The following is a 16994-nucleotide window of genomic DNA, read 5'->3' on the forward strand; positions in this document are numbered from 1 at the left end:
CACCGTTCAGTGCAGTCAAGTGATCTTCGCCGAAACCCGGCAAGGATAGGCCGAATGTCCGCTTTGACCGACTGTCAGCCGATCAAGGGAGCGAGGACCGCAGTCTTGGCCGCAACCGAACATGAAACCGTTTTTACCTATGGCGCACCGGCGTTGAAGTACGGAACCGGCGCCAGCGACGAGATCGGCTACGACCTGACGCAGTACGGCGCCCACCGCGTGCTCGTCCTGACCGACCCGCAAGTCGCCGCGACCGGCTGGCCCCGCCGCATCGCCGACGGCATCGCCGGCTACGGCATCGAGACCGAGATCTTCGACGGCGTACACGTCGAGCCCACTGATGTCAGCATGCAGAAGGCGGTTGACTTCGCCCGCGGAACCGGCCCGTACGACGCCTTCGTCGCCGTAGGTGGCGGATCCGCGATCGACACCGCCAAAGCGGCGAACCTGCTCACCAGCAACGACGGCGACCTGATGGACTACGTCAACGCCCCCGTCGGCGTCGGCCGCGCACCGGAGCGCCCACTGAAGCCCCTGGTCGCGGTACCGACCACGACCGGCACGGGCTCCGAGAGCACCACAGTCTGCGTCCTCGACGTGCTGTCCCTGCGCGTCAAGAGCGGGATCAGCCACCTGCGGCTGCGCCCCACCCTCGCCGTCGTCGACCCGCGCCTGACGGTCAGCCAACCCGCGGGAGTGACCGCCGCCAGCGGCATGGACATCCTCTGCCACGCCGCGGAGAGCTACACCGCGAAGCCGTACACCGAGTTCGAGCGCAAGCGCCCGGAACAGCGGGTGCCGTACTGCGGAGCGAACCCGCTGGCCGACATGTTCGCCGAGCAGTCCCTCCGGCTGCTGTCCTGGGCCCTCCCGGCTGCGGTCCGCGACGGTTCCGACCTCAAGGCCCGCGAAGCCATGGCCCTGGCCGCAACGTTCGCCGGACTCGGCTTCGGCAACGCCGGCGTGCACATCCCCCACGCCAACGCGTACCCGATCGCCGGCCAGGTCGGGAACTTCCACCCGGACGGCTATCCAGGCGAAGAACCCATGGTGCCCCACGGCATGGCCGTGTCCCTGACAGCGCCCGCGGCGTTCCGCTTCACCTTCGACGCGGCCCCGGACCGCCACCTGCGCGTCGCGCGCCTGCTGGCACCCGACTTCGAGTGGCCCAGCGACTTCGCCGACCACCTGCCCGCGGTGCTGATCGACCTGATGCGCCAGATCGGCATCCCGGACGGCATCGGCGCCGTCGGCTACGAGGAGTCCGATGTGGACTCGCTGGTAGAGGGAACGCTGAAGCAGCAACGGCTGCTGGCCACCGCACCGCGCGAGGCCTCCGCGGAAGACCTCTCGGACATCCTGCGCGAGTCGGTGTCTCTGTGGTGAGCGGATACCCCCACTGGCAGACGGTTCCGCTGCGCTGGAAGGACAACGACGTCTACGGACACGTCAACAACGTCGTCCATTACTCCCTGATGGACACCGTGATCAACACCTGGCTGATCGAGCAGGGCGGCCTCGACATCGAGACCGGGGAGGTGATCGGCCTGTGCGTCGAGTCGCACTGCGGCTATCACTCATCGGTTTCCTTTCCTGGTTCGCTGCGGGTGGGTTTGCGGGTGGCGCACCTCGGGAAGTCCAGCGTCCGCTACGAGATCGGCATGTACGCCGCCGACGAGACCCTGGTCGCGGAAGGCCACTTCGTGCACGTCTTCGTGGACCGCGAGTCGCGCCGACCGACACCGCTCGCGGGCAAGCTGCGTGAGGCGCTGGAAGCACTACAACCCGGCTGACACGCACCGCACGCTGGTCACCTCCTCTCTCTGCAGGTTCTCTGCCGGTGCCGCTCCGGGCTGTGTTCTTTGGCACTTCCGATCATGCCCGACGGCACCGACAGAACCGGCGAATCAGCTCGAGTTATCCACAGGCAGCTCGAGCATCGGCGAGTTGTCCACAGATTTCCCACAGGGCTTGCCCAGCCTCCCGACGGCGATAATCTGAGAAGGCACATGAGATCAGTCCACAGTGGACAAGTCCTCAGTTGACACGTGCGGCTCGCGACACGGATGGCGACCTAGGCGTCGATCCGGTGGCACCGGGAATCGTGTCCGGCTGACGGCCCACGGTGGCCGCGGAACCGCCGCCGGCAGGCGCCCCGCCGGCGGGAGCGGATCCACCGTCCACGATGGGACTCAGTGTGGTGTGACCGTTGCCGGTAGGCGCCCCGCCAACGGTCACACCACCGCCCCCAGGCGAACCGGTCGAGGCATCCACCGGTTCACCACCTGCACCAGCAGGCGGGCGGGCACCGGTGGCCGCATGGTCGGGCACCGGTGTCGCCCAGGCCTGCATGAGCTCCGCGTACCTGGCCGAGCTGGCCACCAGCTCGGCGTGGCTGCCCACCGCGGTTTCGCGCCCGTCCACGACGAGCACACGATCCGCGCGCAGAGCCGAAGAAAGCCGGTGCGCGATCACCACCAGAACACCACCCCGCGCGGCGAAGGCCCGCTCCGCGCGAGCTTCCGCCACCGGGTCGAGATGGGAGGTCGCTTCATCGAGGATCACCAATTGCGCCGAACTGGCGTACACCCTGGCCAACGCGAGCAGCTGCGCTTCGCCCGCGGAGACGCCTTCGCCGCCGTGACCGATCTCGGCGTCGAGGCCGCCCAAGCGCCGCAGTAGCGCGCCCGCGCCCACCGCGTCCGCGGCGGACGACAGCTCGTCGTCCGAAGCCGACGGGGCGAACAGGCTCACGTTGTCCCGCACCGTTCCCGCGAAGACGTACGCCTCCTGCGGGATCAGCGCCACGAGTTCGTGCCGCACGGCCGCGGGCACGTCCCGGACCGGGACGCCGCCCAGCAGCACCTGTCCTTCCTGCGGCGCGAGCATCCCGGTGAGCAAGCCGGCCAATGTCGACTTGCCGATGCCACTCGGCCCGACGACGGCGAGGTGCTCCCCCGGCCGCAGCCCCAGGTCCAGACCACGGACCACGGGCTCGGCCGACGCACCCCAGCTGAACGTCAGGCCGCGCACCTGGACGTCGGTTCCGCGCGGGGTCGCCGTACCGTCGACGACGTCGGGCAATTCGGCAGTCTCCGCCAACCGGCGAAGAGCCACGAGCAGGCGCAGGACGACGGTGCCGGCCGTGGCGGCCAAGCCGCGCAGTGCCGGTTGCATCGTCGTGGCCAGGTAGACGAGCGCGCCCAAAGCCGCGCCCGCGGTCAGCTCGCCGCTGACGACCAGGCCCGGAGCCAGGGCGAGCGCGAGGAGCAGCGGAACGAACCCGCCGAGCGAGATCACCAGCGCTCGAAGGGCGCTCGAGCGCGCCACGCGGATTGCGGCCCGGGCTTGGGCGTCGACCGCGTCGTACATCGCCAGCGCGGCGATCGGCTGCGCGCCGCAAGCCACGATGTCGCGCATGCCAGACAGCGAGGCGCCGGCTGTTGCTGCCGTGTGCTCGTCGGCCAGTGCCAGCGCGCGCTGGCGGCGAGCCAGCGACGGCAGGAGGCAGGCGAAGACGACCAGCGCGCACACCACCGGGACCGCGACCGGCAGCACGAGCGCGCCGGCGACGGTCGCGAGGCCGGCGAGGGCGGACGCCGTCGTCACCAGCATGCCGCGGGCCTGGACGAGCAGGCCGGCGGTTGCGTCGCGGACGACCTCGACGTGCTGGGTGATCCGCGCGACGCCACTGGAGTCGGGTCGGTTGCGCGGTGGGGAGTCGTCGTGGAGGACGCCGCGGACGACCGCCGTCACGAGAGCGTCGCGGAGGGGTTCGATGACCGTGCCGAGCTGGTGCCAGACCATCCGGGCGCCGAACGCGCCGAGCACGGCGGCCACGCCGAACAACGCCAGCCAGCCGAGGCCGGCGGCCGGGGCGCCGGCTGCAAAACCGCGGTCCACGGACAGCTCGACCAGCCGGCCCGAAAAGAACGCAGGGATGCCTTCCAGCAGCGAACACACCAGCAGCACCACACCGCCGCGCCATTGCGCGGCGAGGGCGGACCAGTACAACCGGCGCAGGCTCACTCGTCGTCCTCCGTGAAGACACCGCGATAACCCGGCTCTCGCCACAGGGCGGCGTGCGGGGCGACCGCGCGGATGCGGCCCTCCTCCAGCCAGACCACCAGGTCGGCGCGGGCAGCTGTGCCGGCTCGATGGGTCACGACGACGCGCGTGCGTCCCGGCAGCGCGTCGGCCAAGGCGCGCTCGACCGCTGCCTCCGTGACCGTGTCGAGGCTGGCGGTGGCGTCGTCGAAGATCAGGACGCGTGGGTGGTGGACGATCGCCCGCGCGAGCCCGAGGCGCTGGGCCTCGCCGCCGGACAGGGGTGTCTCGGTCAGGAGCGTCCGGTAGCCCTCGGGGAGCCGGACGACCACCTCGTCGACCTGCGCTGTCCGGCAGGCGCTGCGGATGGCGGACTCGCCGGCCCACGAGCCGTAGCCGACCGCGTCCGCGACCGTCGTGCCGAGCAGGGTGGGGCGTTCGAAGGCGTAGCCGATGACCGCGCGCAGCTCCTCGGGGCGGATGCGCTCGAGCGGGCGGCCGTCGAGGAAGACTTGCCCCTCGTCCGGTGTGATCAGGCCGCCGAGCACCTCGGCCAGCACCGACTTGCCCGAGCCCGAGCGGCCGACGACCGCGAGGTACGTGCCGCCGTCGATGTGCAGGTCGATCTCCGCCAGGGCGCCCGTGACCCCGACGTGGCGGAGCTGCACCGTGCCGTCGCCGGGGAGGAGGGGGAGCTTGCCGGGTGCGGGTTCGGGCTCCTCGAGGACCTCGACGAGCCGCTCGGCGCAGCCGCGCGCCCGGGACAGCATCGTGAGCAACGGGATCTGGGTGACCAGGCCGAGGGCGAGGGCGACGTAGCCGAGCGTGGCCACGACGTCGCCGACGCTCAACCGGCCTTCCAGCACCCCGAAGCCGGCGGCGGCCAGCACCGAAAGCTCGACCGCCGGGGTCAGCAGGCCGGCGCGCCAGACCATCCGGGCCTGGGTGCGCCACAGGCCCTGGCCGGCGAGCGTCAGCTTCGGCAGCGGGCGCAGGACTCGCGAGGCCTCCCGATCGGCCGTGCCGGACGCGGCGATCGTTCTGAGGCCGGCGACCGCGTCGACCATCCGGGCCGCGAGCTCGCCGGAAACCTGCTGGTACGTCAAGACGTCGTCGGCCGTGCGGCGGAGGTGGCTGCGGGCGAGCACCAGCGCGAACGGGATGCTTCCGAGGAAGACCAGCGCCAGCCGCCAGTCCAGCAGGGCGAGCAGAACGACGGCGCCCGACGAGATGACCAGCATCGAGCCGCACTGGACGACGATCGTGACGATGCCGCCCGCGCCCGTGCAATCTCCCGTGAGGCGGCTGATCGAGTCGCCCTCCGCGAAGCGGGTTCGGGCGCCCAGTGCGAACAGCTTGTCGGAGAGGGTGCGGCGCAGCCAGGCGGACGCCGTCGCGGTGAGGCGGGTCGTCAGGATTCCGCCCACGACGTCGGCGGCGATCTCCGCTCCGCCGACCACGAACAGCCGGAAGACCTCGGGGCCGGAAGGGCGGCCGGCGAGCACGGCGTCCACCGCCCCCGCGAGCGCGCTGGGCAAAAGCAGGCCCGCCGCGGTCGCGACCAGCGCGGTGACCACGACGGCCGCCAGGCGGAGGCGGTCGAGGCCGGCCACCTTGAGCAGCAGCCGATCGGCGGGGCCGCGCATCTCACTCCTTCGGACAGGTACCGCCGTGGCGGAACCGGAGCCACAATGAACGTGCGGGAGCGGCGCACTTGGCCTGTGCCGCTCCCGCACCGTTCACCTCGGCACTACTCGCCGGCGAACCGCCCGATCAGCAGGAGGTCAGCCGAGATCAGCAGCAGGTCAGGAGGCTGAGCGTGCTGTGGGCGCACGCCGCGAGCAGGCTCAGGTTCGACGTGCCGCCGCCGTGACCGCCGTGACCGCCGTCGAGGACCTCGGGGGTCTCCATGGCCTGCAGCTCCAGAACGAGTTCCATCGATGTTCCTTCCTTCGGGTTTCCTTCGGGGTCCGCCGGTCAGCGACCGGAGGTCTGGGGGGACGGCGTGCCGCCCAGGAGGGGCAGCACCTCCTTGCCGTCCAGGAGGGCGGCGAGCGCGAGGAGGATTCCCGCGCCGCCGGTCTTGACGTCCATCGACAGGCGCAGCAGCTGGTTGCCGGGGAACGCGAGGCCGCCCTTGAACGGGACCGCGTACCAGGCCAGGCGCGCGAGGTGCAGGTCGATCGCCGCGCGGATCGACGGCGACGGGTCCGGGTCCATGCCGAGCGCGACCGCCAGCCCGCACCGGCCGTAGAGCAGGCCCGGGTGGATGACGAACTCGCCGCGGCACGACTCGCGCAGGGCGGGGAGGCTCTCGCAGGCTTCGGCGTCCGGGCGGTGCCGGGCCAGCTGCTCGGCGACCAGGAGGATGCCGGCGCTGCCGATGCCCGCGTACGGCAGTGTGCGGGCCGCGCCGTCGCGGACCTGCAGTGAGCCGTCGTCGGTCTCGACGCACTCCTCGAGGTCGCGCGTCAGCGCCTGGTCGGCGAAGGACAGCCAAGCCGGCTCGCCGGTGCGCTCGAAGAGGCGGATGAACAGCAGCGCGGGCCCGGACCAGCCGGACAGCAGGCCGGCGCGGGCGAAGTTCCCCGGCGCCGCCGCCGTCTCCAGCGCCTCGGCCAGCCGGACGGCCGTGGTCAGCGCCTGGCGGCCGAACTCGTTGTCCTGGCGGACCGCCGCGAAGTGCAGCATCGCGAGCCCGATGCCGGCGAGGCCGCTTTCGAGGGCGTGGTCGGTCGTCTGCTCGACCAGCCGCGCGGACGACGCCAGCAGCCTCGTGGCCTCCTCGCGGTGGCCGAAGTTCTCCAGCACGTACGCGATGCCGTAGCTGCCGTCGTAGAAGCCGGGCCGGGTCGGCGGGTCCCGGCGGACCGCATCGATCAGCCAGCGCTCGTGCTCCGGGAACCGGCCGGCGCCGATGACGTCGAGGGCGTGCAGCACGCCCGCGGCGCCGACGCCGAAGCAGGCGCCGCCGACGCGGAACTGCTCGATGTCGCCGGGGAAGAGCCGGTCCTTGCGGGCCGGGGTCGCGCTGGCCAGGATCGCTTCGGCGATCTGCTTGCGGACCAGCGGCCAGTCCGGTTTCCGCTGGTCGAGCTCGGTGTGGACCGGTGATGGCGCCGCAGGGGCGGTGCGCGGAGCCAGCACCGCGACCGCGGCGTCGGCGTACCCCTCGGCGAGGCCGAACCGGCGTTCGACGAACTCCGCGATCCCGGGCAGCTTCGGCGGGGCGAGTTCCGTCAGCTGGGAGAGCGGCAGGAACAGCCACAGCCGCAACGCGGCGATCGCGTGCTCGTCGATCTCGAAGCCGGTGCGGTCGGCCGGGGCGCGGAAACCGGGTGCGCCCAGTGCCGGGCGGTCGCCGGACTCGACGTCGAAGGCCAGTTCGAAGTCGATCAGGGAGATCCGGCCGTCGTCGTCGACCAGGATGTTCAGCGGGTGCAGGTCGCCGAAGACGACGCCGCGGGCGTGGATGGCCTCGATCGCCCTCTCGACGCCGTCAACGATGTCGAGCGCGCGCCGGGCGTAGTCGGCGAGGTCGGCCTCGGTGATGTCTCGCCTGGTCAGCGGGTAGTTGCGGGCCAGCCAGTTGCCCAGCGAGGTGCCCGGCATGTACTCCATGGCCAGGTAGTGGTGCTCCCAGACGGTGAACCGCTCGAGGGCCCGCGGCACGCCGGGCACGCCGGCCAGCCGGTCGAGGACGTCGTGCTCGCGGCGGAGGCGTTCGACGGCGTCGGTCCCCGCCTTGTCGAGGCCGGCGTGCGGGCGGGCTTCCTTGAGGACGATCTGCTCGCCGCCCGCCTTGGGCTCGGCGAGGTAGACGCCGCCGCCGTTCGAGAAGTGGAGGGACCTCGTCACCCGGTAGTGGAATTGAGCCGGGTCGCCGGCCTTGCGCGCGGCCACGCTGCTCCGCAAACACGCCGGAATTTTCACCCAATCGGGGACGGAGAACGTCGGCTCCCGCTTGTCGGGGACGAGCCGGCCGTCCGGCTTGCGGATCGCCAGGACGCGGTTGCCGTCGTGTTCGACCCACTGTTCGGCGAATCCGCCGTAACGCACGTAGAGCGGCCCGTCGCCGTATCGCAGGTCGCTCAGGACATAGGCACCGTGCTCGCCCTCGAGCCGCGCCGAGAGGTCTTCGAGAACCCGTTCGAGCTGCCTGTCGTCCGCCGGGTAAATCGTCACCAGCTTGGCGCTGCCGTCCCGCGGCGCGTATTTCGAATTCCGGGCGAGCAGGGTCAGCATCGAGCGGAGGTGCTTGTACGAGACGCGGTGCTCGAGGCAGTACTCGTGCACCTGCTCGAGGACCCGGCGGGCGTTGTCCAGACCCGCGGAGACGTGGATTTTCCAGCCCTGAGCGGGAAGAACCTGCCCCCGGGGGTGCAGCGCGCGCCAGACGCCGCGCTCGGCGCTCACCCAGCCTGCCGGCGCCGGCAGCGCCGAAGCGAAATCGTCGACCGGCGCGCCGATTTCCGGTTGTTCGTCGTAGAACAACGGGTCGGCGAAGCAATAAGCTTCGTAGCGCTGGTCCATCCGGGATACCCCTCCGTGCGATCCCCCGGGGCGCCGCGGCCCCGGGACGAGGAATATTCCCCCATGCCGAACGGCCCTGGGCCAATCCGCCAACACGGGGGTTCAACTGGGCTATCCGAGGTAGGCAAAAAGGTCGCTTACCAGCCGGTATCGGAACTGAGGGTTATTTTTACGAGGCAGCCCACCACTCCGTAGTGGTGTAACACGAAGCTTTTTACGACATTCACCCAGGTCCACCTCAGTACCGGGCGGAATGCGCCGCCGAATTGGCAGAATGCCATCAAGGCGCCGCGGTGATCAAATAACCCGATGGCCGCGATTCGCGTGACCACCGGATCGTCCACAGTGGAGCACGACGTGGCCCGCGCCACGCCGCGGCACCTCGGCGGGCGGACCGCCCGGTTCCACGGAGTAAGTTGGCGCCCGGCGGAGCGGAAGGAGGAACGGGTGATCTTCGGATTCGCCGTGACGGTCGCCGTGGCGGCCGCGCTCGTCGCGCTCTGGAGCTTCCTCCAGTCCGCGCGCAACCGGCTGCCGGACAACCCGCTCCTGATCGCGCTCGCAGTCCTCGAGCTGCTGCTGGTCGCCCAGCTGGTGATCGGCATCGTGCTGCTCGCGGGCGGTGACCGCCCCGGCAGCCTGGCGACCTACCTGGCCTACCTGATCGGCAGCCTGGTCGTGCTGCCGGTCGGCGCCGCCTGGGCGCTGGCCGAGCGGAGCCGCTCGAGCACGGCGGTGCTGGGCATCGCCTGCCTGGCCATCCCGGTGATGGTGCTGCGACTGAACGAGGTGTGGAGTGGAGCAACGGCGTAGGACGGCCACCGGCCCCGGACGCGTGCTCGTCGCCGTGTACGCGATCTTCGCGCTGGCCGCGACGTCGCGGGCCGGCGTCCAGATCGGCACCAAGTTCCACGAAGCCCCGCTCGCGTACCTGCTCTCGGCGTTCGCCGCGGTCGTCTACATCGTCGCGACGATCGCGCTGGCCCGCCGCGGCGACGGCTGGTGGCGCGTGGCCCTCGTGGCCTGCTCGATCGAGCTGCTGGGTGTGCTGACCATCGGCACGCTGAGCCTGGTCGACGCGGCCGCCTTCCGGCACCCGACCGTCTGGTCGGTCTACGGCGAGGGCTACCTGTTCATCCCGCTCGTCCTGCCGGTCATCGGCCTCTACTGGCTGCGCAAGTCCGCGCCCGCCAAGGTCGCGGCGTAACAGTACGGGTAACTGCACGTAGCCCCCGCGGGGAAATAAATACGGATTCCACCGGCGACTTTCGTCGGTTCCGGACATTCCCCTTCAACTCGGACACTCTTGTCGTTCGGTCCCCACCGGCTTTCCCCCACGCGGCTCTCCCCCGCGTGAAAAGGAGTCAGCGTGAAATTCGGCAAGTTCGTCCTGCTGGCCGCGAGCACCGCACTGGCCGTCGTCGGCCTCGGCGGTCCCGCGTCCGCCCAGACCACCCCGCAGGCCCAGCCGTCGATCATCGGCGGCAGCACCGCCACGAGCGGCCCCTGGGCGGCCCGGCTGTTCGTGAACGGCCAGCAGAACTGCACCGCGACGATCATCGCGCCGCAGTACATCCTCACCGCCAAGCACTGCGTCAGCAGCTCCGGCACCTACACGTTCCGGATCGGCAGCCTGGACCAGACCAGCGGCGGCACGACGGCCACCGGCTCCACCATCACGCGCTACCCGGGCTCCGCCGACCTGGCGATCGTCAAGCTCACGACCTCGGTCAGCGCGACGTACTCGCCGCTCGGCAACGTCGGTGACGTCGCGGTCGGGCAGAACGTCTCGGTCTACGGCTGGGGCGCGACCAGCCAGTGCGGCTCCGAGATCAACTGCCAGTCGCGGTACCTGAAGGTCGCGACGGTCCGGGTCAACTCGATCGGCTGCAGCGACTACACCGGCGGCGTCGCGGTCTGCGCGAACCGCGTCAACGGCATCACCGCCGGCGGCGACTCGGGCGGCCCGATGTTCGCTTCCGGCCGCCAGGTCGGGGTCGCCTCGACCAGCGACCGGTCGAACAACACCGCGTACACGAACATCACGCGTTATCGCAGCTGGATTTCCCAGGTGGCCGGGGTCTGATTCCCGGAGAAAGGGGCCCGGTCACGCGACCGGGCCCCTTTCGCCGTCAGGAACCGGAAATGTCGTCGAGCTGTTCGGCGGCGGGCCGGACCGGGTAGAGGTCGCCGCCCGGCTGGACCGGCACCTTCGGCACCGCCGTGCGCGCCGCGCGATCACCCGCGTCGGCCGCCGCGTGCAGGACGTCGAGCGCCGCGTACGGCCGGAAGTCCAGCTCGGGGTACGGCCACGTGGACGGCCCTTGCGTGGCGCCCGGGATCAGGAAGTCGACCGCCTTGAACAGCGTCGCACCGCTGGGTGCGGTGTAGTGCCACAGGTCGACGCCGACGTGCTCGCCGATCTGGGCGAGCCGCGTCAGCGCGACGAGGTTGAAGTTCGAGTAGTGCCAGCTCCGGGTCCGGCTCGCCTCCTGCGACTGGTAGCCGTCCGCCTGGATCTGCGGCGCGATCCGCCCCGGGCCGGCGTTCTGCGCGATGGTCTTGGCCAGGTCGCGCTGCCCGGTGCCGAGGGCGAGCGCGGCGGCGAGCATGTCGTAGAAGCTGCCGTGGTTGTTCTGGGCCTTGGCTTCGTCGGCGCCGTTCTTGCTGGTGCGCAGCCAGTCGAGGAACTGCGTGTACCAGCCGGTCATGCCGGACTGGTCGGTCTTCGTCCAGCCCGGGGCGCCGGTGGCCAGGATCGCGGTGGCATCGACGACCTGCGTCAGCGTGTAGGAGAACTCGATGATGCCGATGCCGCGCCCGTCGACCTTGCACGGGATGCCCTGCGCGTAGTTCATGTTCGGGTTCATCTTCGTGGCCGCATCGAGGAACCATGTGCGCAGGTCGAGCGCCGCGCGCCGGGCGTACCGCGCGTCCCCGGTGTAGTACCAGGCCAGCGCGAGCCGGTAGATCGCGGCGAACGCGTCACCGCGGTAGGCGTGGTCGGTGATCTCGTCGACGACGGGGTTGCGCTGGCCGTCCTTCTGCACGAACGGGCAGCCCCACGGGTTTTCCGCGGTCGGCTCGGTGGTCGGCCACCAGTAGGGCGCGAGGCTCAGGTAGTCGTGCTTGTCCCCGCTGGGTGGGACCTGCTTCTTCGAGGTGACGCTCCACGGCCCGGCCGTGAGGTCGGTCTTCGCCGCGGCGAGGAGGTTGCTCAACGCCGTGCGGGACGTCTTCTCGCCGGCGAGCGCCGCGAACTTCGTCCGGAGCAGCCGGCTGCCGTCGAGGACGGCGGTGTCGGGAGCGCAGACCGGCCCGATCACCGGGATGCTGCAGCTCCGTGGCGTGGCCTCGGCCGCCGGGGCGGCGAAGGACGTGGCGACGAGACCGAGCGCGGCGAGCGCGGCCACGACGGTGTGGCGGAAAACCATGTCCGCTCCATTCACAAATATGAACACCAAACCTGTGAGTGAATGGAGAGTACGCATGTGAAAGCGGCTGGGGCAATGCCCCGAAGTCAGTCGCGGGGCCGGAAGAAGGCGACGAGCTTCGCGGTGGCGAGTGCGTCCCAGGGGTCGGACGTCGTGAGCACGGCGGCGGCGCCGGTCGGGAACTTGACCTGGACGGCGCGGGTGTCTTCACCGCGCCCGGCGAGGTGCAGCGTCAGATCGCTGACGCCGGGCTCGTGCGCGACCAGCGCGATCGTGGTGACGTCGGCCGGCGCCCGGCTCGCCGCGCTCAGCAGTTCGGGGACGTCGGCGCCGTAGAGGTCTTCGTCGTACGTCACCGGCGGCGCGGCGGGCAGCTCCCCGGCGAGGTGCTGCCAGGTCTCCCGGGTGCGGCGGGCGGTGGAGCAGAAGACGAGCTCGGGGACGTACCCCTGCTCGGTGAGCCAGCGGCCGAGCCTGGGCGCGGCTTCGAGCCCGCGCGGCGCCAGCGGGCGTTCGTGGTCGGGGAGCTCGCCCGACCAATCCGACTTGGCGTGGCGGACGACGATGAGCCGCCGGGTCGCGTCCATCGGCCGAGCCTAGCGAGCCCGTGGTCGCGAGGACCACGGGCTCGCGGGGTCAGGACCCGGTCTGCTGCCGGATCCAGGTGAGGTGCTGGGCGATCCCGGTGTAGAGGGTGCTCGTCGCGCACTCGCCGTTGTCGTCGCCGGGGCCGTGCGTTTCGCCGACCAGCGTCCAGTTGCCGGTCGTGCCGACGACCGCCGGGCCGCCGGAGTCGCCGTGGCACGCCGAATGCGTGCGGTCGCCGGAAACGCAGACGTCACCCGAGCCGCCACCGCCGGCGTAGCAGGAACTGCTGGGCAGCACCCGCAGGTCGATCTGCCGCAGCGTGGTCGGGGTGCTGCAGCCCGGCCAGCTCGTGCAGCCCCAGCCCAGCAGCCGGGCGGTGGTGTTCGCGGCCGGGTTGCTCGTCGCCATCGGCACCGGGGTGGCGCGCGCCGCCGCGGACAGGTGCATCAGCGTGAGATCGGTGCCGGGCTTGGTGATCCGGCGGTCGATGCGGCCCACCTCGCCACCGGAGTTCTTCGTGGTCGAGCCGATGCGGCCCTGCGACGCGCTGCCGCAGTGGTCCGCGGTCACGATCCACTGGGGCGCGACGAGACTGCCGCCGCACCCGTTGCTCAGCGAGACCATGAAACTGTAAGTCTCCGTCGCCGTGGTGCCGCCGATGATTTCCGGGCTCTGCTGTGCCTGCGCGATTCCGGGTACGGCCATCGCGAGAACCGCGAATGCGGCCGAAAGCATTTTTCGCATGGGTCAGACCCCGCTGACCTGGCGGATCCAGTTGCGACCCGCCGCGACGCTGCCGTAGGTGGTGGTGCTGGACCGGTCGCTGGTCGAGCACACGCCGACCTGGACACCGCCGTCGAGCATCGGGCCGCCCGAGTCGCCGCCGGCGACCGCGCCGTTCGGGGTGGCCGCTTCGATCGCCGGCCCGCCGAAGTAGTCGCTGGCACCGGTGTCGGAGATCTCCACCGACGCCTGCTTCAGCACGCTCGACTGGTGGCTGCCCTCGTCGGTGGACTGGGTCGCGCCCCAGCCGTAGACGCGGGCGGCGTCACCCTCGTTCGCGTCCGACGAGCTCGACGCGAGCCTCGCGAAAGTGCTGCCCCCGTTGGTGTTCAGCTTGATCAGGGCCAGGTCGCCGCCCGAGTACAGGTAGGTCGACGACGCTTTCGCGTGCACGCCACCGGAAGCGCTGTTCGATCCGACGTAGAGGTCGATGTCGGACAGGCGCTGCCCGTTGTTGTCGTACATGCAGTGCTTGGCGGTCAGGACCCAGCGCGCGCCGATCAGCGTGCTGGTGCAGAAGAACGTGTAACCGTTGGCGTGGCCGTTGAACCGGGTGATGTAGCCGGGGTTCTGCGCGGTGCTGCCGCCGATGATCGACGGCTGCGCGTCGGGCGAGAGCGGCGCGACCGGGGCGGCCGACGCGGGGGCGGCGGCGAGCGTCGCGAACACGGCGCAGGAACCGGCGAGCACAGCGGCGGCGCGGACGAAGCGGCCGGGGTTTTCACGCATTTCGGGACTCCTTGGGGAACCGGTGGGGACTCACCGAACGTAAGCGGGCGGTGCGTTTCCGGTAATCCGCTGGAAGTCCCGAGCCGATCAACGGAAAAGGACGGTTCCTTCGGCGGGTTGCGCTTTCCCGCGGAATCCGCTTGATCGACAAGGCCGACGTTCGTCGGGTGACAGGGACGGCCGCGGCTGTTAAACCCGGGGGACGCCCGTCGCCGGCTCGGCGCGATCCGCCGTGACCCGCCGGGTGGACTCTCCGGCTCGACCGACGCTTGAGGAACCTGGATGCCGTTGTTCGCGGTACCCGCACCCGAGCCAGCCGGGCGGGAGCTGGCGCACGCGCTCGCCACCGGCCCGTTCAGCCGGGCGCTGACCCTGGCCATCGACCACAGCGGGCTCGGCCTGGCCCGCCTCAAGGGCCGCCTCGCCGCCGCCGGCGTCCCCGTCAGCACGACGACGCTGAGCTATTGGCGCACCGGCCGCACCCGCCCCGAACGCCCGGAGTCGCTACGCGCGGTCGCGGTGCTCGAAGGCGTCCTCGGCCTGCCCACTCGCGCGTTGACCGACCTGCTCGCGCTGCCCGGCGAGGGCCCCGCGACGCCGGGCCCGGTGTGCTGGGAGCGGCTGTGGGAACCCCGCGCCCACGTGGTGGCGGTCCTGCACTCCTTCGAAGCGGCGGACGAGACGTCGCTGGTCGTGCTCAGTCTCCACGAAGTGCTGCACGTCGACGCGACCCGCGCGTTGACCCGCCTGCACGTGCGCGAAGTCGTCCGCGCGGTCACCGAACCGGTCCAGTCCAAGGTCGTGGTCCTGCGCGGCTGCACCCCGGGTCACCCACCCCGCCTGGTGTCGACGCGGTATTGCCGGCCGGTGCGCACGGAAGTGCTGACCGAGCCGGGGTTCGTGGTCAGCGAGCTGGTCCCGCACCGGTCGCTGGCCGTCGGCGAGACGGCGATCCTGGAGTACGAATTCGAGTACTGCGACGGCGTGCCGGACACGAGCTACGACCGCCGCTTCCGCCACCGGGGGACCGAGCACCTGCTCGAGGTCCACTTCGCCCCCGGTGCGCTGCCGGCGTCCTGCCACTCTTACCGGCTGGATTCGCCGGGTGGTCCGGAGCGGGACGTGACCGCGGTTTCGCCGGGTTCTCCCGCGCACGTGTTCAGCTCCGGTGGACCGCCGGGGATCCGGGGGATGCGGTGGAGCTGGCCGTGACGGGGTGGTGTCTGGTGGGCCGCCTGGGGCTCGAACCCAGAACCTACGGATTAAAAGTCCGCAGCTCTACCAATTGAGCTAACGGCCCGCGCCCCCAGTTTAGCCAGGCCCCGCTCCGGTACCTCCACACCGGGGTGCGGCTGAGGCCGGGTGGAAGGTCAAGACTGGTTCTCGGCCGGTCGGCCGCCCATGATGCGGGGATGCTTGGTTCGCTGCTGATCCTCACCGGGCCGCCCGGTGCCGGGAAGTCGACCGTTGCCCGGCTCGTCACCGTGGACGCGCCGCGGGCCACCGTGTACCTGCACACCGACAGCTTCTACGTCTGGATCCGGACCGGGTTCGTGGCGCCGTACCTGCCCGAGGCCGCGCGGCAGAACGAGGTCGTGCTCGCGGTGATCGCCGAGGCCGCCTGCGGGTACGCGCGCGGTGGCTACGACGTCGTTCTGGACGGCGTCGTCGGGCCGTGGGCGCTGGAGCCGTTCCGCGACGTCGCGAAGCGGGGCGGTCTGGACCTCTTCTACGTCGTCCTGCGGCCGGACCTCGAGGCCACCCTCGCGCGCGGGACCGCCCGGAGTGCGCCGGAACTCACCGACGTCGAGCCGCTCACCGGCATGCACGGGGCGTTCGCCGCGCTGGGTGAGCTCGAACGGAACGTCATGGACACGACCGACCAGACGATCGAAGAAACCGCCGAGGCGGTGCGGCAACGCGCCCGCTCGGCGGCCTTCAGGTTGTGACGCTCCTCAGTGGACTGACGCGCGGGGCCCGGCCGGACCCCGCGCGTCACGCCGTCAGCACTGCACGAACAGGCCGGTGTAAGCCGTGCACTTCTTCGACGCCTTGTCGTTGGCCGCTTCCGGGTCGGCCGGGGCGCTCGCCGCGCGCTGGGCCGTGGCCGTGAACGCGCCCCAGGCGAAGAAGCCGCCCTCGGAGCTGAACTTCGCCGTCGCCCAGGCGCCCGGCGCGAGGTTACCGATCGCGCAGGTCAGGTCCGTGCCCGCGCGGGTGCAACCGGTCAGGGAGGTGACCGTGCGGCCCGATCCCGCGTTGGCCGTCACGCGGACGCCGGTCGCGGTGGCGGGGCCGGTGTTCGAGACCGTGATCACGTAGTCGACGCGGGCGGCCAGGCCGGCGCGTGCGGCCCCGGCCAGCGCGACCTTGACGTCGGCCTCGTTCGGTGCGGCGATCGTGACGGCCGGGCCGTCCTCGACGCCGAACGCGTAGTTGTCGCCGGCGAACTGGTGCTGCAGCGTGAACTGCCCGGGCTGGGCGTCCTCCTTCACGCGGAAGGTGAACGTCACCGTCTTGCTCTCGCCGGCGCCCAGGTCGCCGACGCCGCCGCGAAAGCTGCTGAGGTACGGCGAGCACGCGATCGCGCCGGTGCAGGAGACCAGGTCCACCAGGTCGACGACCGGCTTCTCCTTGGCGTAGAGCGCCGCCTTCGCGCCGGTGACCGTGAAGTCCGTCGGGTTGTAGAGCTGCTCCGTGACCGTGAACGTGTCGCCCGCGTGCACGGTGGTTTCGCTGACGTCGATCGAGCTGGGGACGGGTGCCGCGGACGCGACGGCGGGGGCCCCGATCAGGGCGGCGGTCGTGAGCGCGGCCAGAACTGCGGTTCTTCGTCCGGTTCGCTGCATCGTCTTGATCTCCTGGTTCCGAACCGAGGGG

General features: G+C 71.1%; 16 protein-coding genes and 1 tRNA gene. 7 read left to right on the forward strand and 10 right to left on the reverse strand.

Features of this window, described 5'->3' with window-relative positions:
- The first annotated feature begins 105 nt into the window (after positions 1-105).
- Both MUY14_RS34820 and MUY14_RS34825 read left to right on the forward strand, forming a co-directional pair.
- Positions 106-1386, forward strand: coding sequence for a hydroxyacid-oxoacid transhydrogenase (locus MUY14_RS34820; RefSeq protein WP_247015610.1), 1281 nt, complete (start codon positions 106-108; stop codon positions 1384-1386).
- The gene (locus MUY14_RS34825) at positions 1380-1793 is read left to right on the forward strand and encodes an acyl-CoA thioesterase (RefSeq protein ID WP_396126607.1); all 414 of its coding nucleotides are present in this window, start codon (positions 1380-1382) and stop codon (positions 1791-1793) included. The genes MUY14_RS34820 and MUY14_RS34825 overlap by 7 nt, the downstream gene beginning before the upstream one ends.
- Positions 1794-2037: 244 nt before the next feature.
- On the opposite strand, the gene MUY14_RS34830 is transcribed toward MUY14_RS34825, so the two are convergent.
- From MUY14_RS34830 to lanKC, 4 genes are all read right to left on the reverse strand, one after another.
- Positions 2038-4029, reverse strand: coding sequence for an ABC transporter ATP-binding protein (locus tag MUY14_RS34830; protein WP_247015614.1), 1992 nt, complete (start codon positions 4027-4029; stop codon positions 2038-2040).
- Positions 4026-5693: an ABC transporter ATP-binding protein gene (locus tag MUY14_RS34835; RefSeq protein WP_247015616.1), complete on the reverse strand. Its 1668-nt coding sequence runs from the start codon at positions 5691-5693 to the stop codon at positions 4026-4028. Before MUY14_RS34835 ends, MUY14_RS34830 begins: the two co-directional genes overlap by 4 nt.
- A 148-nt stretch (positions 5694-5841) precedes the next feature.
- Positions 5842-5985, reverse strand: coding sequence for a SapB/AmfS family lanthipeptide (locus tag MUY14_RS34840; RefSeq protein WP_247015618.1), 144 nt, complete (start codon positions 5983-5985; stop codon positions 5842-5844).
- Between the two features lie 39 nt (positions 5986-6024).
- A complete protein-coding gene (lanKC, locus tag MUY14_RS34845; RefSeq protein WP_247015620.1) occupies positions 6025-8580 on the reverse strand; it encodes a class III lanthionine synthetase LanKC in 2556 nt (851 codons plus the stop codon).
- Between the two features lie 447 nt (positions 8581-9027).
- Between lanKC and MUY14_RS34850 the strand changes: the two genes are divergently transcribed.
- The 3 genes from MUY14_RS34850 to MUY14_RS34860 all read left to right on the forward strand — a co-directional run bounded on the left by MUY14_RS34850 (position 9028) and on the right by MUY14_RS34860 (position 10666).
- Positions 9028-9393: a hypothetical protein gene (locus tag MUY14_RS34850; RefSeq protein WP_247025388.1), complete on the forward strand. Its 366-nt coding sequence runs from the start codon at positions 9028-9030 to the stop codon at positions 9391-9393.
- A 22-nt stretch (positions 9394-9415) separates the two neighbouring features.
- Positions 9416-9787, forward strand: a complete 372-nt coding sequence (locus tag MUY14_RS34855; protein ID WP_247025390.1) for a hypothetical protein — start codon at positions 9416-9418, stop codon at positions 9785-9787.
- Between the two features lie 204 nt (positions 9788-9991).
- Positions 9992-10666 (forward strand): S1 family peptidase, encoded by a 675-nt coding sequence (locus MUY14_RS34860; protein WP_396126875.1) that lies wholly within the window; start codon positions 9992-9994, stop codon positions 10664-10666.
- A 46-nt stretch (positions 10667-10712) separates the two neighbouring features.
- On the opposite strand, the gene MUY14_RS34865 is transcribed toward MUY14_RS34860, so the two are convergent.
- From MUY14_RS34865 to MUY14_RS34880, 4 genes are all read right to left on the reverse strand, one after another.
- The gene (locus MUY14_RS34865) at positions 10713-12014 is read right to left on the reverse strand and encodes an alginate lyase family protein (RefSeq protein ID WP_247015624.1); all 1302 of its coding nucleotides are present in this window, start codon (positions 12012-12014) and stop codon (positions 10713-10715) included.
- An 86-nt stretch (positions 12015-12100) separates the two neighbouring features.
- Positions 12101-12601 (reverse strand): histidine phosphatase family protein, encoded by a 501-nt coding sequence (locus tag MUY14_RS34870; RefSeq protein ID WP_247015626.1) that lies wholly within the window; start codon positions 12599-12601, stop codon positions 12101-12103.
- A gap of 49 nt (positions 12602-12650) precedes the next feature.
- Positions 12651-13307 (reverse strand): trypsin-like serine protease, encoded by a 657-nt coding sequence (locus tag MUY14_RS34875; RefSeq protein WP_247015628.1) that lies wholly within the window; start codon positions 13305-13307, stop codon positions 12651-12653.
- Positions 13308-13349: 42 nt separating this feature from the next.
- Positions 13350-14114, reverse strand: coding sequence for a trypsin-like serine protease (locus tag MUY14_RS34880; RefSeq protein ID WP_247015630.1), 765 nt, complete (start codon positions 14112-14114; stop codon positions 13350-13352).
- A 282-nt stretch (positions 14115-14396) separates the two neighbouring features.
- On the opposite strand from MUY14_RS34880, the gene MUY14_RS34885 reads away from it, so the two are divergent.
- Complete coding sequence (locus MUY14_RS34885; RefSeq protein ID WP_247015632.1) at positions 14397-15326, forward strand: hypothetical protein; 930 nt, start codon at positions 14397-14399, stop codon at positions 15324-15326.
- A gap of 12 nt (positions 15327-15338) precedes the next feature.
- Here the strand turns inward: MUY14_RS34885 and MUY14_RS34890 are convergent.
- Positions 15339-15414: transfer RNA gene (locus MUY14_RS34890), tRNA-Lys, on the reverse strand.
- Positions 15415-15526: 112 nt separating this feature from the next.
- Between MUY14_RS34890 and MUY14_RS34895 the strand changes: the two genes are divergently transcribed.
- Complete coding sequence (locus MUY14_RS34895; protein WP_247015634.1) at positions 15527-16063, forward strand: AAA family ATPase; 537 nt, start codon at positions 15527-15529, stop codon at positions 16061-16063.
- Between the two features lie 54 nt (positions 16064-16117).
- Here the strand turns inward: MUY14_RS34895 and MUY14_RS34900 are convergent, their stop codons facing one another.
- Positions 16118-16963: a hypothetical protein gene (locus tag MUY14_RS34900; RefSeq protein ID WP_247015636.1), complete on the reverse strand. Its 846-nt coding sequence runs from the start codon at positions 16961-16963 to the stop codon at positions 16118-16120.
- Between the last annotated feature and the right edge of the window lie 31 nt (positions 16964-16994).

It is taken from the genome of Amycolatopsis sp. FBCC-B4732, from assembly GCF_023008405.1.
GTDB lineage: Bacteria > Actinomycetota > Actinomycetes > Mycobacteriales > Pseudonocardiaceae > Amycolatopsis > Amycolatopsis pretoriensis_A.